General features: G+C 63.7%; 11 protein-coding genes. 7 read left to right on the plus strand and 4 right to left on the minus strand.

The window, feature by feature from the left end:
• Positions 1-233 precede the first annotated feature (233 nt).
• On the plus strand, positions 234-890 hold the full coding sequence (gene folE, locus I6L33_RS12665; protein ID WP_216972629.1) for a GTP cyclohydrolase I FolE: 657 nt from the start codon (positions 234-236) through the stop codon (positions 888-890).
• A 395-nt stretch (positions 891-1,285) separates the two neighbouring features.
• On the plus strand, positions 1,286-2,941 hold the full coding sequence (locus I6L33_RS12670; protein ID WP_216972630.1) for a methyl-accepting chemotaxis protein: 1,656 nt from the start codon (positions 1,286-1,288) through the stop codon (positions 2,939-2,941).
• A gap of 96 nt (positions 2,942-3,037) precedes the next feature.
• Here the strand turns inward: I6L33_RS12670 and I6L33_RS12675 are convergent, their stop codons facing one another.
• Positions 3,038-4,768, minus strand: a complete 1,731-nt coding sequence (locus I6L33_RS12675; protein WP_216972631.1) for a formate--tetrahydrofolate ligase — start codon at positions 4,766-4,768, stop codon at positions 3,038-3,040.
• Positions 4,769-4,834: 66 nt separating this feature from the next.
• On the opposite strand from I6L33_RS12675, the gene I6L33_RS12680 reads away from it, so the two are divergent.
• Positions 4,835-5,251 (plus strand): hypothetical protein, encoded by a 417-nt coding sequence (locus I6L33_RS12680; protein ID WP_216972632.1) that lies wholly within the window; start codon positions 4,835-4,837, stop codon positions 5,249-5,251.
• A gap of 30 nt (positions 5,252-5,281) precedes the next feature.
• Here I6L33_RS12680 and I6L33_RS12685 read toward each other — a convergent pair whose 3' ends face one another.
• Positions 5,282-6,184: a LysR family transcriptional regulator gene (locus tag I6L33_RS12685; protein ID WP_010634428.1), complete on the minus strand. Its 903-nt coding sequence runs from the start codon at positions 6,182-6,184 to the stop codon at positions 5,282-5,284.
• 111 nt (positions 6,185-6,295) lie between these two features.
• Between I6L33_RS12685 and I6L33_RS12690 the strand changes: the two genes are divergently transcribed.
• From I6L33_RS12690 to I6L33_RS12705, 4 genes are all read left to right on the plus strand, one after another.
• On the plus strand, positions 6,296-6,856 hold the full coding sequence (locus I6L33_RS12690; RefSeq protein WP_010634427.1) for a YceI family protein: 561 nt from the start codon (positions 6,296-6,298) through the stop codon (positions 6,854-6,856).
• On the plus strand, positions 6,856-7,593 hold the full coding sequence (locus tag I6L33_RS12695) for a hypothetical protein (RefSeq protein WP_216972633.1): 738 nt from the start codon (positions 6,856-6,858) through the stop codon (positions 7,591-7,593). Before I6L33_RS12690 ends, I6L33_RS12695 begins: the two co-directional genes overlap by 1 nt.
• A gap of 186 nt (positions 7,594-7,779) precedes the next feature.
• Entirely contained in the window at positions 7,780-8,901 is a 1,122-nt protein-coding gene (locus tag I6L33_RS12700; RefSeq protein WP_005299415.1) for an adenosylhomocysteinase, read from the plus strand.
• Between the two features lie 37 nt (positions 8,902-8,938).
• A complete protein-coding gene (locus I6L33_RS12705; RefSeq protein ID WP_216972634.1) occupies positions 8,939-9,250 on the plus strand; it encodes a SelT/SelW/SelH family protein in 312 nt (103 codons plus the stop codon).
• Positions 9,251-9,312: 62 nt separating this feature from the next.
• Here the strand turns inward: I6L33_RS12705 and I6L33_RS12710 are convergent, their stop codons facing one another.
• Entirely contained in the window at positions 9,313-11,037 is a 1,725-nt protein-coding gene (locus I6L33_RS12710) for a lysophospholipid acyltransferase family protein (protein ID WP_216972635.1), read from the minus strand.
• A 153-nt stretch (positions 11,038-11,190) separates the two neighbouring features.
• Complete coding sequence (pepT, locus tag I6L33_RS12715; RefSeq protein ID WP_211051044.1) at positions 11,191-12,414, minus strand: peptidase T; 1,224 nt, start codon at positions 12,412-12,414, stop codon at positions 11,191-11,193.
• Positions 12,415-13,121 lie beyond the last annotated feature (707 nt).

The following is a 13,121-nucleotide window of genomic DNA, read 5'->3' on the forward strand; positions in this document are numbered from 1 at the left end:
GGTTGCAGCAGGATAAAACCTTTGGCTGTACAGATAGGCAGCGACCGGGCAGCGCGCCTCCCCCCGTATGGGTAGCGCCGGCGAAGTAAAAGCCGCCAGATTGGCATAAAGTCAGGGAACGGGCTTGAGTTAGCTTGAATTATGACAATAATCGCCGTCTACTATTGCGCCACAACCGAGTGCCGTCATAGCGAGGCGGCCATCACAGTCCCTGAGCGTGGGAGAGGAACAAGATGACGAGCTTAAGTCGGGAAGCCCTGTTGGTCAGGGCCGCCCTCGAGGCCGAGGGCCTCGAAACACCTCTGGTGGCCAATACCCTGGACAGCCAGCAGAAGCGGGAGAAGATCGAGGGCCACATGCGCGCCATCATGGAGACGCTGGGGCTGGATCTGGCCGATGACAGTCTGGCAGAGACACCGCACCGCATCGCCAAGATGTACGTGAACGAAATCTTCTCCGGCCTCGATTACGCCACCTTCCCCAAGGTGACGGTGATCGAGAACAAGATGAAGGTGGACGAGATGATCATGGTGCGGGACATCAGCCTCACCAGCACCTGCGAGCACCACTTTGTCACCATCGACGGGCTGGCCCACGTGGCCTATATCCCCCGCGGCAAGGTGATCGGGCTCTCCAAGATCAACCGCATCGTGCAGTTCTTTGCCCGCCGCCCCCAGGTGCAGGAGCGCCTGACCCAGCAGATCCTGCTGGCGCTGCAGACCCTGCTCGGCACCAAGGACGTGGCCATCAGCATCAAGGCGACCCACTTCTGCGTGAAGGCTCGCGGCGTGATGGACTCCACCTCCTACACCACCACCACCTCCCTGGGTGGCGTCTTCAAGACCCAGCCCGATACCCGTGCCGAGTTTCTGGCCGGTCTGAAAGGCTGATCTGCCAGGAGATGTGTCGCCACTGCGGCATGTCTCCTCGCTTTCCCCTCTTTTTTCACTGCCCCTGACGGCCCGCTGGCCGCCGGATGGTCGCACCGACAATTTTCCTCAAGGGATGGACATCCCCGGTCGATATATCCCGTTATGGCTTGTGCGCATCTTTCGGGAGTACGTTCAAGTCTTCAAGGTGCCAGGCTTTGGCTGCTCTCTTGGCCGGGTGGGTCTGTCGATAAGAGACCTGCGCTCAGCCGGGCATCTTGTAAAAAATGTCGCCTCGTTCATGCAAGGACATATATTCATCAAGGCTGGATGAGCCGCCATGGAGGCGGTGACAGCGGGCCGTATGCGTACGGTTCAGACGAGCGTTATCTGTTCACTCATATCCAGGACATGCCATGAATACCAGTACCATGACCATTGGCAAGAAACTCACCGCGGGTTTTGCCATGCTCGGCCTGATGATGGCCTTTATCGGCGGCTTCTCGCTGCTGCAGTTTGGCAACATGAACCGGGCCGCCATCGGCTTTACCGACAGCATTTTGCCCGCCGTGGTGCGCACCAGCACCCTGGGCGAGACCATCAATACCCTGCGTCGCTATGAACTGGATGTGTTTCTGGTGGCGGCCGATCCGCAGCAGAAAGCCCACTATCGCGACCTTGGCGAGCAGACCCTGCAAGAGGTCGCCCGGCAGGTCAAGGCGCACGATGCCACCATCTGGGCGGAGGACGTGGAAGAGCGGCGCACCTTCGACATCGTCAAGCAGGACTGGGACAAGTACGTGGCCTTGCACCAGCGCATCCGGCAGATGCAGGATGGCGGCCAGCTGGCCGAAGCCCAGCAGCTGTTCATGAGCGAGGGGATCACCCTCTACACCAACCTGGCCAAGTCGGTGGGGGATCTGATCCGCATCAATCACGGCTACTCCGTGGGCTCCCGTGCCCAGGTGGTGGCTGCGTTTGACAGCGCCAAGTTGAGCATCATAGTGGCGCTGGTACTGGGTCTGCTGCTGGCGGGGGCGCTCTCCACCGTGCTGACCCGCCAGATCCGCGATCCGCTGGTGATGCTGGCCCGCCAGGCCCAGCGCATCGCGAGCGGTGATCTGGGCAAGAGCGAGTTGCAGGAGTGGATCCGTGGCAGTCGCTTCAAGCGTGACGAGCTGGGCCAGCTCGGCGCCGCCATCGATCGCATGCAGGGTTCGCTCGCGGATCTGGTGAGCGAGATCGCCGGCTCGGTGAGCCAGCTCAGCAGCGCGGTGGAGGAGGTGAGCGCCATCTCCGAGCAATCCGCCACCGGCATGGCTCGCCAGCAGAGCGAGGTCTCCCAGGTCGCCACCGCCATGAACGAGATGCAGTCCACCGTCAACGAGGTGGCCCGCAACACCACGGACGCCATGAGCGCCGCCAAGGATGCCTCCCGCACCTCGACCCAGGGCAACCAGGTGGTGCGCAGTGCCATCAGCAGCATCGAGGAAGTGTCGGTCAAGATTGAGCAGGCGGGCGCCGTGGTGCAGCAGCTGGAGCAGGACAGCACCAACATCAGCATGGTGCTTGACGTGATTCGCGGCATTGCCGAGCAGACCAACCTGCTGGCCCTCAACGCGGCCATCGAGGCGGCGCGCGCGGGTGAACAGGGGCGCGGCTTTGCGGTCGTGGCCGATGAAGTGCGCTCCCTGGCCCAGCGTACCCAGAACTCCACCGCCGAGATCAGCAAGATGATCGAGGTGCTGCAGGGGCGTACCGCCGAGGCGGGCAGCGCCATGCAGCTGAGCCGTCAGCAGATGCAGGAGAGCGTGGGGCTGGCGCGGGAGGCGGGCAACAGCATCGACACCATCAACGGTGCCGTCACCCAGATCACCGACATGAACACGCTGATCGCCACCGCCACCGAGGAGCAGAATGCGGTGACCGAGGAGCTCAACCGCAGCATCGTCAACATCCACAATGCGGCGGACGAGAACGCCCTGGGGGCCCAACAGACCGCCCAGGCCTGTGTCGAGCTGAGCAAGCTGGCCAATACGCTGTACCATATGACCCAGCGCTTTACCCTCTAAGAGCGTTTGGCAGATAGCAAAAGGCCCCGTCCAGTGACGGGGCCTTGTTGTTTCTGGCGTTTGAGGGGGCAGCAGGTCAGGCCGCCAAAGCCGATATCAGCTCAACCCGACGATATCGCCGTGCTCGTTGATATCGATATGACGGTAGGCCGGCAGGCTGCCAAGGCCCGGCATGGTCATGATGGGGCCCGCCAGGGCATAGACGAAGCCGGCGCCGGCGCAGAGTTTCACCTCCTCGATGGGCACCTCGAAGTCGGTCGGCACCCCCTTGAGGGCCGGGTCATGGCTGATGGAGAGCGGCGTCTTGGCCACGCAGACCGGCAGGTGGCCCCACCCCTCGGCAGAGAGTTGCGCCAGCTGGCGGCGCGCCTTGTCCGAGAGTCGTACGCCACGCCCGCCATAGCCGCACTCCACCAGGGTCGCCAGCTTGGCGTCGAGGCTCGCCTCGTCGGGGTAGAGCAGCTTGACCTGGCCCGGCTGCTCACAGGCGGCCACCACCGCCCGTGCCAGATCGCCGGCACCGGCCCCGCCCTGGGTAAAGGCGTGGGAGATGGCGCAGCCAGAGGCGCCGGCTTGCATCGCCTCGCGGGCCAGCAAGGCCAGCTCCGCCTCGCTGTCGGTGGGGAAGCGGTTGATGGCGACCACCACGGGTATGCCGTAGCGGCGGGCGTTGGCGATGTGCCAGCCGAGGTTGGCGCAGCCCTGCGTCAGGGTCGGCAGATCCTCGCCCAGCAGGCTTTCCGGCAGCGGCTGACCCGGGCGGATGTCGAGCAGGCCGCTGTTGGCCTTGAGGCCGCGCACCGTCGCCACCAGCACCACGCAGGCCGGGGTCAGGCCGGATTGGCGGCTCTTGATATTGAAGAACTTCTCCAACCCCATGTCGGAGCCAAAGCCTGCCTCGGTCACCACGTAGTCGGTGAGGCCGAGGGCCATGCGATCGGCGATCACCGAGGAGTTGCCGTGGGCGATGTTGGCAAAGGGGCCGGCGTGCACCAGCACCGGGGTCTGTTCCGTGGTCTGCATCAGGGTCGGCTGCAGGGCCTCCTTGAGCAACACCGTCATGGCGCCCGCCACTTCCAGCTGCTCGGCGGTGATGGGTTTGCCGTTCAGGTCGCGGGCCAGCTGGATGCGGCCGAGGCGCGCACGCAGATCGTTCAGATCGCTCGCCAGCGCCAGAATGGCCATCAGCTCGGAGGCGGCGGTGATGACGAAGCGATCGCTGCGCTCGACGCCGTCGGCGGCGCCCCCCTGGCCGATGGTGAGGTGGCGCAGGGCGCGGTCGTTCATGTCGAGGGTGCGCGGCCAGAGGATGTTGTCTGCATCGATATCGAGCCGAGGCAGGCCGGTTCTGGCGCTGAACTGGTCACCGAGTTTGCGCTCATGGAACAGGCGGGCATCGAGGGCCGCCGCCGCCAGATTGTGGGCGGCGGTGAGGGCGTGAAAGTCACCGGTGAGGTGCAGGTTCATCTCCTCCATCGGTACCACCTGGGCGTGGCCACCGCCAGCGGCGCCCCCCTTGACCCCGAACACGGGCCCGAGGCTCGGCTGGCGGATGGTGGCGATGCTGGGCTGGCCGATATGGTTGAGCCCCATGGAGAGGCCGAGGGTGGTTACCGTCTTGCCCTCGCCAAGCGGGGTGGGGGTGATGGCGCTCACCAGCACCAGCTTGCCCGCCGGTTTGGGGAGCGACTTGAGTAGGTCGAGGCTGAGTTTGCCCTTGTAGTGGCCGTATGGGCTCAGCTGGTGCGAAGGGATGGCGAGGCGCTCGGCCAGCGCATGAATGGAGAGACGGGGGGACTGGCGGGAGATCTCGATATCGCTTAGCATCAGCACCTCGTTGGCATGTCAGGTCAAATATGCGGCGAAGTCTAGTGGAATCAAGAGGGTTATCCAATGAGTAATAATATTTTGTCCGGCAATCGTGAGCTGCATCTAACGCCCATCGAGCTGGATCTCAACGCCCTCTATCACCCGCCCAAGCAGCCACTCACCGCCCTTGGCATCGTCAGCGCCTTCATTCCGCTGTTTGGCTACGGCTGGCAGGCGATGACCCAGGATCCGGAGACCCACTTTCGCCACGAGCTGGCCAAACGCATCAACAAGCACAAGACCGACGAGGCCAACCTCATCCTGATCCTGCAACTGGCCGGCATGCTCGATTGCCACTGCCTGCACATCACTCTGCCCTATGCCCTCGGCGATGAGCAGCTGGCGCCCCTGCGCCAGCGCCTGCCGCGCTGGCAGTTGAACCTGCGCGACGTGCTGCTGGTGGCCGAGCTGCCACTGCCTGCCGATACCACCGCCTCATAGCCATCCCGTCACCGCGGCCGTGGCAAAGACTTAAGCCTTGCGATCCCAGTAGTGGGGGGCGAGATAGCGCTCCTGCACGAACTCGATGAAACAGCGCACCTTGGCCGAGACGAAACGGCGATGCGGATAGAGGGCATAGAGCCCCACCTGCCCCTTCTCCCACTCCGGCAGCAGTGACACCAGGGCACCGGAGCGCAGCGCATCGCCGACGATGAAGGTGGGCTGCAAGATGATGCCCTGATCGTCGCAGGCCGCCCGGGTCAGGGCTACCCCGTTGTTGGCCCGCAGCGGCCCCTGCGGGCGCACGCTCAGCTGCTCGCCATCCCGTTTGAACACCCAGTCCGGCTGGGTCAGGGTATAGAGCAGGCAGTCGTGCTGCTTGAGATCCTCCGGGCTGTTCGGCGTGCCCCGACGGGCCAGGTAGCCCGGGCTGGCGCACACCTCCAGCCGCATCATGGCCAGCGGTTTGGCCACCAGGGAGGAGTCCGGCAGGTTGCCGATGCGCAGCGCCAGATCGAACCCCTCTTCCACCAGCGCCACCCGCCGGTCGCTGTACTCTATCTCCAGCTTCAGATCCGGGTAGCGTTCGCGAAACAGCGGCAGGGCGGGGGAGAGGTGCAGGTAGCCAAAATCCATCGGCACCGACAGCTTGAGGGTGCCCTGGGGCTGCTGGTTGTTGCGGGTCAGCTGGCTGTGGGTCTCTTCGAGCTCCGCCAGCAGCGCCTGGGAGCGCTGGTAGTAGAACTGGCCCGCCTCGGTGGGGTTGACCTGGCGGGTGGTGCGCGACAGCAGCCGGGTGGAGAGGGACTCCTCCAGCTGCTGCATCAGCTTGGAGGTCATGGCGACCGAGATGCCGAGCTGGTTGGCGGCCTTGGTAAAACTCTGACACTCCACCACCTTGATGAAGGTGCGCATGGCGGCAATCTGGTCCATCTTTCACTCTCAGTTGATAATTATTTTAATAAATCGCTGATTATCTATGTCCGGTATGGAGGTTAGCATCTTGGCTGTTGTTGTGAACCCCCAATATGAAGGAACGAACGGATGAAGATGACCAAGGCCCTGCTGGCCTCCTGCCTGTTTATGGCGGCGCCCCTGATGGCAGCCGATTACGACGTCGATGCGGCGCATACCACAGTGCAATTCAAGGTGGGACACCTCGGCTTCTCCGAGCTGGTGGGTCGTTTCAACACCTTCAGCGGCACCTTCAGCATGGACGATGCCAACCCGGCAGCGGCCAAGGCGAGCTTCGAGATCGATGCCGCCAGCGTGGACTCCAACCACGAGCCACGCGACAAACACCTGCGCAGCCCCGATTTCCTGGACGTGAAGCAGTATCCCAAGATGACTTTCGTCAGCTCCGGCTACGAGGGCACCAAGGATAAGGGCGTGCTGAAAGGCACCCTGACCCTGCACGGCGTGTCCAAGGAAGTGGCCTTCGATCTGGTTCACATCGGTGAAGGCAAGGATCCCTGGGGCGGCTACCGCAGCGGCTTCAACGCCACCACCACCATCAAGCGCAGCGACTTTGGCGTGAACTACATGGTGCCGAACATTCCGGACGAGATGACCATCGCACTGTTTGTCGAAGGTGTGCGCAAGTAATGGGCGCGGCACTCCTGCTTCAAACCCTGGCGGCTCCTTTGGGGGCCGCTTTGCTGTCGTGGCGCTGGCCGCGGCTGGGGTATCTGTGGGGCGCCCTGGCGCTCTGGCTGGTGGGCTGCCTGCTGGGCGGTGCCTACGGGCTGCCGGTCAAGGCGTGGCAATGGCTGCCACTCACCTTGCTGGTGCCTGCTCTGGCGGTGCAGCTGGCCGACCAGCGGGCCGCGCTTGCGCTGTTTGCCGCGCTCGGGGCACTGGTATGGTGGCAGGGGCTGGCCTCGGTGCTGGCAAGCGCGCCCGCCATCTGGCTGGCGCTGTTGCCCGCCATTGGCTGGCTGGGATGGACCGGACTGCGCGGTGACAGCCGCGAGGGGCTCGGCTTTGCCCTCGGCTTCATCTGGCTGGCACTGGTGATCGGCATCGACGGCAGCCTGTTGATTGCCCAGCTGGCCGGTGCGCTGGCGGCTTTCGCCGGTTTCCGTGCCCTGCTCGGGGCCTTTGCCGGCAGCCAGGTGGCGCCTGCGGCGCTCGGGTTGGCGCTGGCCTTTATGCAGATGCTCGCCTGGCAATACGTGGAGGTGCCGCTGCTGGTGTTGCTGCCGGTCTGGTTGCTGCCGCTGCTGGAGTGGGCACTGCGCAACAAACCCTGGTTCCTGCGCTGGGCCCTGTTGATCCTGCTGGCGGGCGTCGGGGCGGGTCTGAGTCTGTGGAAGGTGTGGCCAGAGGCCTCTCTTTATTGATTTTTAGCATAAAAAACAGGCAATTAACCCAAAAGTTGCCGACTTCGTCATAGTCTGTACAGATAAAGATTGAGCCCCATAGTGGTTTCAGATAAAAAGGATTTTCAATTATCTGGACACACACAGAACCCGGTCTGACCGGGTTCTGTTTGCCTGCTTGTTTGCGGCGCGCTAAGGAGGCCACAGTTGCGCAGTCAAGGATCTGAGCATCTGTTTTTTCGCCATTTCACCGAGCAGGGACGTCTCGACGGTCTCTGCATCCTGCTGGTTACCCATCTGCTTCCCGATCGTCCCCAGTTTATCCAGGCCCTCGATCAGATCGGGCGGATCGGCGCCATCCTGCCCAAACCCAAGTCAGTTCACGGACCGACCCTGACCTGGGCCCAACAGCACTATCCGGTGCTGCCTCTCAACCGCCAGTGGACCAATACCCCGCAGGGGGTGATCGAGCACATAGCCCCGCTGGTGGCGCCCCATGAACGGCTGATCATTCTCGATATCGGCGGCTATTTCGCCAGAACCCAGGCCACCCTCAGCGAGTATTTCGGCCCCCGTTTCCTCGGGGTGGTGGAGATGACCGAGAACGGCCATCAGCGCTACGAGCAGGAGGTGCTGTCCACCCCTGTCATCTCGGTGGCGCGCAGCCCTCTCAAGCAGGCCGAGGATATCCAGATCGGCCTGAGCGTGGTCTACTCCGCCGAATCCCTGGCCCGCACCCTCAACCGCACCTTCAATGTCTGCCAGGCCGCCCTGTTCGGCTACGGCAAGGTGGGGCGCAGCATCGCCCGCGAGCTCAGGTGCCGCAACCTGCATCTGGAGCTGGTGGAGACCGACGTGCTGCGCCAGGTGGAGGCGCTCTCCCACGGCTTCAAGCTGGTGGGCAAGGCCGAGGCCCTCAGCCGGGCCGAGCTGGTGATCTGCTCCACCGGCAACGGCGCGCTGGACCTGGCGGATCTGCAGCGGTTGCGCCCCGGCACCATGGTTGCCTCGGTCACCTCGGCGGACGACGAGTTTGCGTTCTGTCTCTCCCAACTGCCCTGGCCGAGCGAAGAGGTGTGCCCCCACGTGCTGGCGCTGACCCGCCCCGACGGCAGCACCATCTTCCTGCTCAACCGGGGTGAGGCGGTCAACTTCGTCCACGGCGCCGTCATCGGCGAATATGTCTACCTGGTGCTGGCGGAGATCATCGAAGGGGTGCGCCAGCTGGCGTTGCAGCCGCTGGCCCCCGGCCTGTTCGACCTGCCGCAGTCGACCATGCGCACTATTGCCCGCCACTGGCTGGCCGACTTCCACGGGGTCACCCAGTGAGCCTCTTTTTTATTGCCGCCATTGATGGAGTGACCACATGAGTAAGGCGACCTTGTCCACCCCCAAACCCCGCATCGAGATCCGCTACTGCACCCTCTGCCGCTGGATGCTGCGCGCCGCCTGGCTGGCCCAGGAGCTGCTCTCCACCTTCGACAGTGAGCTGGGGGAGGTGGCGCTGGTGCCGGCCAGCAAGGGGGAGTTTCGCATCCTGGTGGACGGGGTGCTGGTGTGGGATCGGGTGGCTGACGAGGGCTTCCCCGAGGCCAAGGAGATCAAGCTGCGGGTACGCGATCTCATCGCCCCCGAGCGAGACCTGGGCCATGCCGATCGCAAGCCGGTTGCAGAGTAAACCGCAGCATCAATGACAAAGAGAGGGAGGCGCAGGCCTCCCTCTCTCGTTGTGGCGTCCGCTCAACGGTCGGCAGCTGTGCCCGGCTTATCTTTGGCGGGGAGGCCGATATAGCGGGCCCGCTTGTGGGGCTTGAGGCGGCTCACATCCACCCACACCAGGCCGTCGATGCAGTGGTTGAAGTCGGGGTCGATGCCAAAATCCATGAACTGCACGCCGCCCGGCTCGCACAGCTCGGAGTACTGCTTGTAGAGGGTGGGAATGGCGCAGCCCAGATTATCGAGGCGGGCCTTGAGCTCCTTGAGATCGGCGCCGTAATCCGTGCCTGCAAACAGCGGCGGTGTGGCCGGATAGGGGCGGCGCGAGGGGGCGAGCGCGAGCTCGGGGGCAAAGTGCTGGCGATAGAAGCTCACCAGCAGATCTTTGGCCGCCGCCGGCAGGCTGCCGGAGAGCGACACCGGGCCGAACAGGTAGCGGTAGTCGGGATAGCGGGCCAGATAGGCGCCGATGCCAAACCAGAGGTAATCGAGCCCCCGCTTGCCCCAGTAGGCAGGCTGGATGAAGCTGCGGCCAAGCTCGATGGCAAGCTCCAGCCTGGGCAGTAGCTTCTCTTCAAAGCCAAACAGGGTGTGGCTGTAGAGGCCGTCGAGCCCCTTGCTGGCCAGCAGTTCGGCCACCGGCGCGAAACGGTAGGCGCCGATGATCTCGAGCCGGGTCGGATCCCAGAGGATGAGGTGGTGGTAGTCATCGTCGAAGGCGTCGAGATCCCGCCGTCTGCCGGAGCCTTCCCCCACTGCTCGAAAGGCGATCTCCCGCAGGCGTCCCAGCTCGCGCAGGATCACCGAGTGGCTCAGCTCATGGCGTCGGTAGAGATAGATACCCTGGCCGTCCGGGGTGTGGCCGAGGGCTTCGCAGGATTCGATGGCCTGCTTGAGCTGACGGCGCTCTTCCGGCAGGGCGATGGGGGCCTCGGTGGCCAGCAAACCCCGCTTGCCGCGCCCGACTCGGTAGAGGTGGCTGCGTACCAGCCGGGCCGCGCTCTTGGCGGGCAGATCCTGCACCCCGCTCACCGGGATGCGGGCACCTATGGTGATGGCAATGCGCTTGCCCTGCTGGCGAAACAGCTGCTTGACCAGCAACAGCCCGGCCCAGTCGTTGTTGAGCCAGGCGGTGAGATAGAAGGAGAGCCCATTGCGCCCGTCCAGGTGCACCGGCACCAGCGGGGTGCGGGTGCGCTGGGCCAGCTTGATGAAGCCTGATTGCCAGGGGCCGTCCTTGACCCCCTTGGGGCCGAGGCGCGACACCTCGCCGGAGGGAAAGATCACCAGCGCCCCTTCGTTCGCCAGGTGTTCCCCCATCGCCAGGATGGCGCGCCTGTCTGTCTTGCCGCCCAGGTTGTCCACCGGCAGCAGCAGGGGGCGCAGCGGCGTCAGCTGGGCCAGCAACTGGTTGGCCACTATCTTGACGTCCGGCCGGATGCGGCCGAGCAGACGCAGCAGGGCCAGCCCGTCGAGGGAGCCGATGGGGTGGTTGGCGACGATGATGACCCGGCCGCTGGCCGGAATGTGCTCGAGCTGGGCCTCGCTCACCCGGTAGTCGAAGTCGAGCTCGGTCAGCGCCTGCTCGACGAAGTCGAGTCCGCGCAGGTGGGGGTGGCATGCGGCGAAGCGTTGAAATGCCTGCTCGTGCAGCAGCCAGCGCAGCCCTTGTCGGAGCAGGGGGCGCAGCAGGTCGTTGGCCGACAGGCGGGGCAGGTGTTGTTGTAGCAGGGCATCGACACTGAACATGGGCTGGGCTCCGATGAGTCGTTGCCCTAGCGTGACGCCCTTTTGTTCCCGCCCCATGGCAGCGGGATGACAGTTTGATGGCAAAGAGGGGAGCCGGTTAACCGGCTCCCCTCTTGTGGTCATGCTTTGGTCATGGCGGTGACGATGGCCGGTTTAGTCGCGCCAGGCCGAAGTCAGGCGCACCAGCTCCACCAGGGTGGCGACCGCTTTTTCCATGGATTGCAGCGGGATGAACTCGTGCTTGCCGTGGAAGTTGTGACCACCGGTAAAAATGTTCGGGCAGGGCAGCCCCATAAATGAGAGCCGAGCGCCGTCGGTACCGCCGCGAATGGGTTTTATCTTTGGCGCCACGTCGGCGGCCAGCATGGCGGCCTTGGCCAGCTGGACTATGTGCATGTGCGGCTCGATCTGGCTGCGCATGTTGCGATAGCTGTCGGTCAGGGTGAGCTCGATGCGCGCTTTGGGGGCCTCCAGCTGCAACGAGGCGACCCGCTCCTTGAGCTGGGCCTTGCGGGCGGCAAAACCCTCGTCGTCGAAGTCACGAATGATGTAGTGCAGGGTGCACTCCTCCACTGTGCCGTTCATCTGGGCCAGGTGGAAGAAGCCCTGATAGCCGTCGGTGCACTCCGGGGTCTGCTCGGTTGGCATGGCGGCGTGGAAGCGGGCGGCCAGGGTCTGGCTGTTGATCATGCTGCCCTTGGCGGTGCCGGGGTGCACGTTGTTGCCGATAAAGCGCACGGTGGCACTGGCGGCGTTGAAGTTCTCGTACTCGAGCTCACCGAGCTCGCCGCCGTCCACCGTGTAGGCCCAGCGGGCCGGGAAGCTGTCCAGCGGGAAGCGGTCGGCACCGCGGCCTATCTCCTCGTCCGGGGTAAAGCCGACCCAGACATCACCGCGGGGGATCTCGGGGTGGGCCAGCAGGTGGTCGATGGCGGTGAGGATCTCGGCGATGCCCGCCTTGTCGTCGGCCCCCAGCAGGGTGGTGCCGTCGGTGGTGATGAGATCCTGGCCCAGGTAGTTTTTCAGGAAACGGTAGTCGCGAATGGCCAGCACCTCGTCACCCTTGCCCAGGCAGATGTCCCCCCCCTGATAGTTTTCGATGATCTGGGGCACCACCTGCTCGGCCTCGTAGTCGGCGGTATCCATGTGGGCGATGAGGCCGATGGCCGGCGCGTCCGGCTGGTTGCCCGGCAGGCAGGCGGTGAGGTAGCCGTGCTCGTCCAGGGTAACCCGGCTCAGTCCCATCTGCTGCATCTCGTCACAGAGGGCGCGGGCGAAGACCAGCTGTCCCTCGCTGCTGGGACAGACGGGATTGGTCGCATCGGAGCGGGTATGAAAAGTCACGTAACGCAGAAAACGCTCAAGCAAGGTATCCATTGGCAAGCCTCAAACCTGTGGTGGAGGGTCATTGTGGCCAATCTGGCGGCGGGGCTTTTTGCGTCAGCGCAGTTTTTGCCACATTTTTTGGCGAAGATCGGGTTGGAAAGGTGTAAGGTGGTTCAGTCTGTGGTTGTTGATATCAATGACAGCATAAAATGGTCCATCAATCGCATTTTTAAGCGGCTTGTGATGGGACTCAGTTTTCCGTCAATGCCCTTGGTGGCGGGGAAGGGGCGAGGACGGGCCAGACGGGGTTATTTTCAGGGTGAAAAAGGGCGCGTGGCGAGACTTCTCCCCCCGCTTGCCAGGCCTGCTGGCAGCAAGATTTGATCGCCTTATGAAAAGCTGTTTTTGAACACTATTTTTTATTGTCACCGCTGGCGGTAAGTGTGTACACTCCGCGCCGATCCAAGGGCAACCCTGAGCAGGCAGAGGCCGCCAGACTCCCGCAGGATCATACGCCTATAGGGCGAGGCACGCAGAAACGACAGACACTGCTAGGGTATGGTTTCTTTAATACCGGTTAGGCTCCGGTATCAGGGAGAACAACGGACTCTCATTTTCCGGCTGACCGAGTGAGCCATCGGCTCATCATCTTCCCTTGTCATGGGCGGTCACTGGCGGTGAGCTGGCTGTGGTTGTTGTCGTCTATCAACACGCTTGCGTGCTGACGCCTTCGCATCTCTTCCTTGAAACCCTCCCCT

It is taken from the genome of Aeromonas sp. FDAARGOS 1403, assembly GCF_019047325.1.
GTDB lineage: Bacteria > Pseudomonadota > Gammaproteobacteria > Enterobacterales > Aeromonadaceae > Aeromonas > Aeromonas dhakensis.

Bases quoted from the DNA above. Each gene is read 5' to 3' on its own strand.
- folE (WP_216972629.1), top strand. From the start codon at position 234: ATGACGAGCTTAAGTCGGGAAGCCCTGTTGGTCAGGGCCGCCCTCGAG.
- I6L33_RS12670 (WP_216972630.1), top strand. From the start codon at position 1,286: ATGAATACCAGTACCATGACCATTGGCAAGAAACTCACCGCGGGTTTT.
- I6L33_RS12675 (WP_216972631.1), bottom strand. From the start codon at position 4,768: ATGCTAAGCGATATCGAGATCTCCCGCCAGTCCCCCCGTCTCTCCATT.
- I6L33_RS12680 (WP_216972632.1), top strand. From the start codon at position 4,835: ATGAGTAATAATATTTTGTCCGGCAATCGTGAGCTGCATCTAACGCCC.
- I6L33_RS12685 (WP_010634428.1), bottom strand. From the start codon at position 6,184: ATGGACCAGATTGCCGCCATGCGCACCTTCATCAAGGTGGTGGAGTGT.
- I6L33_RS12690 (WP_010634427.1), top strand. From the start codon at position 6,296: ATGAAGATGACCAAGGCCCTGCTGGCCTCCTGCCTGTTTATGGCGGCG.
- I6L33_RS12695 (WP_216972633.1), top strand. From the start codon at position 6,856: ATGGGCGCGGCACTCCTGCTTCAAACCCTGGCGGCTCCTTTGGGGGCC.
- I6L33_RS12705 (WP_216972634.1), top strand. From the start codon at position 8,939: ATGAGTAAGGCGACCTTGTCCACCCCCAAACCCCGCATCGAGATCCGC.
- I6L33_RS12710 (WP_216972635.1), bottom strand. From the start codon at position 11,037: ATGTTCAGTGTCGATGCCCTGCTACAACAACACCTGCCCCGCCTGTCG.
- pepT (WP_211051044.1), bottom strand. From the start codon at position 12,414: ATGGATACCTTGCTTGAGCGTTTTCTGCGTTACGTGACTTTTCATACC.